This is a genomic window from Leucobacter sp. M11 (genome assembly GCF_035726885.1).
Classification (GTDB): Bacteria; Actinomycetota; Actinomycetes; order Actinomycetales; family Microbacteriaceae; genus JAPFRB01.
The window spans coordinates 172075-175056 of record NZ_JAPFRB010000001.1 but is presented as its reverse complement, the minus strand read 5'-3'; the positions used below and the strand labels follow the sequence as shown (position 1 = coordinate 175056).

The 2982-nt window shown below is 71.4% G+C and carries 4 protein-coding genes; 3 read left to right on the top strand and 1 reads right to left on the bottom strand.

What is annotated here, in order from left to right; translation table 11 throughout:
* From OOT08_RS00875 to OOT08_RS00865, 3 genes are all read left to right on the top strand, one after another.
* The coding region (locus tag OOT08_RS00875; RefSeq protein WP_325090703.1) for a FecCD family ABC transporter permease at nucleotides 1-327 on the top strand (327 nt) is incomplete at its 5' end.
* A complete protein-coding gene (locus tag OOT08_RS00870) occupies nucleotides 324-1403 on the top strand; it encodes a FecCD family ABC transporter permease (protein WP_325090702.1) in 1080 nt (359 codons plus the stop codon). The genes OOT08_RS00875 and OOT08_RS00870, both read left to right, overlap by 4 nt.
* A 32-nt stretch (nucleotides 1404-1435) precedes the next feature.
* Complete coding sequence (locus OOT08_RS00865; protein ID WP_325090701.1) at nucleotides 1436-2269, top strand: ABC transporter ATP-binding protein; 834 nt, start codon at nucleotides 1436-1438, stop codon at nucleotides 2267-2269.
* A gap of 33 nt (nucleotides 2270-2302) precedes the next feature.
* Here OOT08_RS00865 and OOT08_RS00860 read toward each other — a convergent pair.
* Nucleotides 2303-2982: preprotein translocase subunit SecA (locus OOT08_RS00860; RefSeq protein ID WP_442916143.1), on the bottom strand; the 680-nt coding region annotated here is incomplete at its 5' end.

The window sequence follows — 2982 nt, the reverse complement described above, 5'->3', positions numbered from 1 at the left end:
CGTTCCCTCGGCGCGAACATCCTGCGCACCCGGATCATCGTGATCGTCGCGGTGACGCTGCTGGCCGGGGCCGCCACCGGGGCGATCGGCCCCGTCGGCTTCGTCGGGCTGATGGTCCCGCACGTCGTGCGCTGGTTCGTGGGGCCGGATCAGCGCTGGATTCTGCCGTACACGATCCTTGCCGCTCCGATGCTGCTGATCAGCGCCGACGTGATCGGCCGCCTCGTGCTCGCCCCGCAGGAACTGCAGGTCGGCATCGTCACCGCCTTCGTGGGCGCCCCCGTCCTGATCGCGCTCGCACGGCGCAAGAACGTGAGCGGCCTGTGAGCGCCCCGGCCCCCCTGACCATCAGCAGCGAGCGGCGGGTCCCGTTCGGGCCCGGGGTGATCGTTCGCCGGCACCCGGCCTGGTCGTTTCGGCTGGACGCGCGCTCGCTCGTGGTGTGCGCGCTCTTCCTCGCGCTCACCTGCGCCGTCTTCCTGGCCTCGCTCGCCTCCGGGACGGTCCCCATTCCGCTTCGCGAGGTCATTGACACCCTGCTCGGCAACGGCTCCGGCGGGAACGCCATGGTGATCCTCGAGTGGCGTGCCCCGCGGGCGCTGTTGGCCGCGCTGCTCGGCTCCGCCCTCGCGATCTCCGGCGCGATCTTCCAGTCCCTCACCCGAAACCCCCTGGGCTCCCCGGACATCATCGGTTTCGCGAGCGGCTCGTACACGGGGGCGCTCGTCACGATGCTGCTCGTCGGCGGGGGCACCGCGCAGGTCGCGACCGGCTCCCTGATCGGCGGGATCATCACTGCGTTCCTGGTGTTCCTGCTGGCCTACCGCGGCGGGGTGCAGGGCTTCCGGCTCATCATCGTGGGCATCGGGGTCTCGGCGATGCTCGGGGCGTTCAACACCTGGCTCATCCTGCGCGCCAACATCGAGGACGCCATGCGCGCCGGGGTGTGGGGCAGCGGCTCCCTGAACGGGCTGAGCGTGGAACAGCTCTGGCCCGTGCTCGCCGTCCTTGCCGTGCTCGTGCCGCTCGCCGTGATCGCGGGGCCGACCCTGCGCCAGATCGAGCTTGGCGACGACGCGGCGCGTGCCCTCGGCACCCGGCCGAACGTTGCCCGGCTGTTCCTGATCGTGCTCGGGGTGGCGCTCACCGCGCTGGTGACCGCCGTCGCCGGACCCATCGCGTTCATCTCCCTGGTTGCCCCGCAGATCGCCCGTCGGCTGACCCGCACCGCGGGCGTCGCGATCCTGCCGTCGGCCGTGCTCGGGGCGTTCCTCCTCGTCAGCGCCGACTTCCTCGCGCAGCGGCTGTTCGCCCCGGTGCAGTTGCCGGTGGGCATCCTCACCGTCTGCGTGGGCGGCGGCTACTTCGTGTGGCTGCTCGTGCGCGAATCGAAGCGCTCCTGATGACTCACGTTCCCCACCCAGAAAGAACCGCCATGACCACACCCGTGACCGAGCACCCCACCCCGGCAGACACGCCCGCGGTTTCCGTGGCCACCGCGGCCCGCCTGCGGGCGGAGGAGATCACCCTCGGCTACGACGGGCGCACCATCAACGACCGCCTGAGCGTGGCGATCCCCGACGGGTCCTTCACCGTGATCGTCGGGGCGAACGCCTGCGGCAAGTCGACGCTGCTGCGCGGGCTGAGCAACCTGCTGAAGCCGAGCACGGGGCGGGTGTTGCTCGACGGCAAGCTTCTCTCCTCATACCGCCCGAAGGAGGCGGCCAGGCGGCTCGGCCTGCTCCCGCAGTCCTCGCTTGCCCCGGACGGGATCACGGTCGCCGACCTCGTGGCGCGCGGCAGGTTCCCGCACCAGAAACTCATCAAGCAGTGGTCCGCCGCCGACGAGGAGGCCGTGTACCAGGCGCTGGAGGCCACGAACACGCTGGAACTCGCCCAGCGGCACGTGGACGAGCTCTCCGGCGGCCAACGCCAGCGGGTGTGGGTCGCGATGGTGCTGGCGCAGGAGACCCCGCTGCTGTTGCTCGACGAGCCGACGACCTTCCTCGACATCGCCCACCAGATCGAACTCATGGAGCTGTTCGCGCGGCTGAACCGCGAGGGTCGCACCCTCGTGGCGGTGCTGCACGACCTCAACCACGCCGCCCGCTATGCGACGCACCTGATCGCGATGAAGGACGGCGCGGTCGTCGCCGAGGGTGCGCCGAGCGGACTGATCACCCCCGAGCTCGTGCGCGAGGTCTTCGGGCTCGACTGCGTCGTCATCGAGGACCCCATCGCGGGCACCCCGCTCGTCGTGCCACGCTAGGGGCTGCAAGGCACGTTCGGGAGGGCACTGCGCTCATTCGATCCGAAGCACTCGACGCCGCCAGGGCCCGCCGAGGGCGCGCACGGCACGATCCATGGCGGTGCCGAGCGGGTCGTCACGCACGAGATAGGTCCAGGTTGCGCCGGGGCGGCGCAGGCCGAGCTCCGCGAGGGAACGATCCTCGTCCGCCGGGCCGAGCGTGCTGAGGATCCGTGAGGCCCGGGCCTCGGCTTCCGCGAAAAACCCGGCGAACTCGGCGAGGGCGATGCGGTGGAACTCGTCGGTGGGATTCTGCCCGGCGAGCGAGCGCAGGTGAATGCCGTCACGAATCTCCTGCAGCAGGCCGAGATGGTCGGTCCAGGCCTCGTCGAGGGTGAAACACCCGACCCGCCCGGCCACCCCGGGGGTTGCCTCGAGCTCGGCACGGCGGGCCAGCACGGTTCGACGCTGTCGGGCAATCGCGAGGCTGTGCTGCCGGGTGCTGCGCAGCCGGTCGGCTCGACGCTCTTCCCCGATCCGCTGCGCCTGCTCGACCAGCCCGCGCCGCTCGGCGTCGGGAAGGGCCCCACCGCTGCGCCGGATTCGCGTGCGGAGGTGGGCGGGCAGGGTCTCCGCGAGCTGGGCATCATCGAGGCTCGCATAGAGCTGGCTGTCCCCGGGCTCGCCCTGCCGGCCGGCGCGGCCCCGGAGCTGTGCGTCAAGTCTGCGCGAGG

Coding starts and splice junctions, on each gene's coding strand:
- OOT08_RS00865 (WP_325090701.1), top strand. CDS start 1,436: ATGACCACACCCGTGACCGAGCACCCCACCCCGGCAGACACGCCCGCG.